Genomic DNA, 927 nt, shown 5'->3' with positions numbered 1-927 from the left:
TTAGCTCATTAATCGGCCCTCGAAACACTTCGTTGGTGAGTGAAGTGGCTTTTTTGAGGGTTTCCACATCGGGGGCAAAGTCTGCACCGCCACCATCGCCCACCGCAAAGTGAGTAAGCTGCAAGTGTTGCCCGAGCGCTTTAGCGTTAGCATCTGCCGCTGCGCCAATATCCGTGACAATAGTGAAAAACTGCTGCGTCATAACGGGTAAGCCTCAATGATAGAATGTGCTGCGCTTATCGTGCCAAGCGCTAAAAAGGATGCGGTTTCGGTGTGCAGTGCTAGCAGCGTCCAAGGCTCAACCGTTACCGTGCTGGCGCTGGTTGAGCCGAGTAAATGCGCGTTGTTTGCGGTGCTATTTAACGCAAGTGATAACGTATAGTGAGCGCTGTGGCGTTTGTGACTTTGCACAATGCGGTCGATGTTGTTAATTAGCGCGCTATCAATGCCTTGATGGTCAATCAATGCCGCCACGGTAAACGTACCCGCAGGACCATCACTTTCATACCATTCGGTTATTTCGGTGTTGATATTTAATGCCGCTAGCGCCCGTTTTACCGCGCCTAATGTGCCTTTGTTTTTATGCACCGCCACGCTGTTGGCAATAAACTGGCGCTGCGTGCTTTCTGGCCATTGGCTATCCCATTCATCAATGGAAAGCGCCCAAGCCAGCCACGGCAATAAATGCGCGGGGCAGTTAAACGGGTTCCAAAGCTCGGCGTTAGGCACTGGCACATCACCAATACGTGCGCTCGCACCTTCTGCGGCAAGTTCAAACGCGGTGGCATTAGGGGGAAGTAAGCTAGGCATCGGTACCACCTAATACGATGTCGATGCCGCTACAAAACGCCGCTTCATTAGCCGCATTTATAATGTTTTGGGTAGGCGCGGTAAGCTGCACATTTTGTACACCGGATTGATGCAAGG

Annotated in this window: 2 protein-coding genes; both read right to left on the bottom strand. The window is 51.8% G+C overall.

Annotation, left to right across the window (positions count from 1 at the left end):
- Window positions 1-202: phage tail-collar fiber domain-containing protein (locus HJG39_RS19265; protein ID WP_268412045.1), on the bottom strand; the 202-nt coding region annotated here is incomplete at its 3' end.
- Window positions 199-810, bottom strand: coding sequence for a phage tail protein I (locus HJG39_RS19260; protein WP_268412043.1), 612 nt, complete (start codon window positions 808-810; stop codon window positions 199-201). The genes HJG39_RS19260 and HJG39_RS19265, both read right to left, overlap by 4 nt.
- Window positions 811-927: the final 117 nt, after the last annotated feature.

The organism is Alteromonas sp. a30 (genome assembly GCF_026788005.1).
In the GTDB taxonomy this organism is placed as follows: Bacteria; Pseudomonadota; Gammaproteobacteria; order Enterobacterales; family Alteromonadaceae; genus Paraneptunicella.
This window is presented reverse-complemented; position numbering and strand designations above follow the sequence as displayed.

Bases quoted from the DNA above. Each gene is read 5' to 3' on its own strand.
- HJG39_RS19260 (WP_268412043.1), bottom strand. From the start codon at position 810: ATGCCTAGCTTACTTCCCCCTAATGCCACCGCGTTTGAACTTGCCGCA.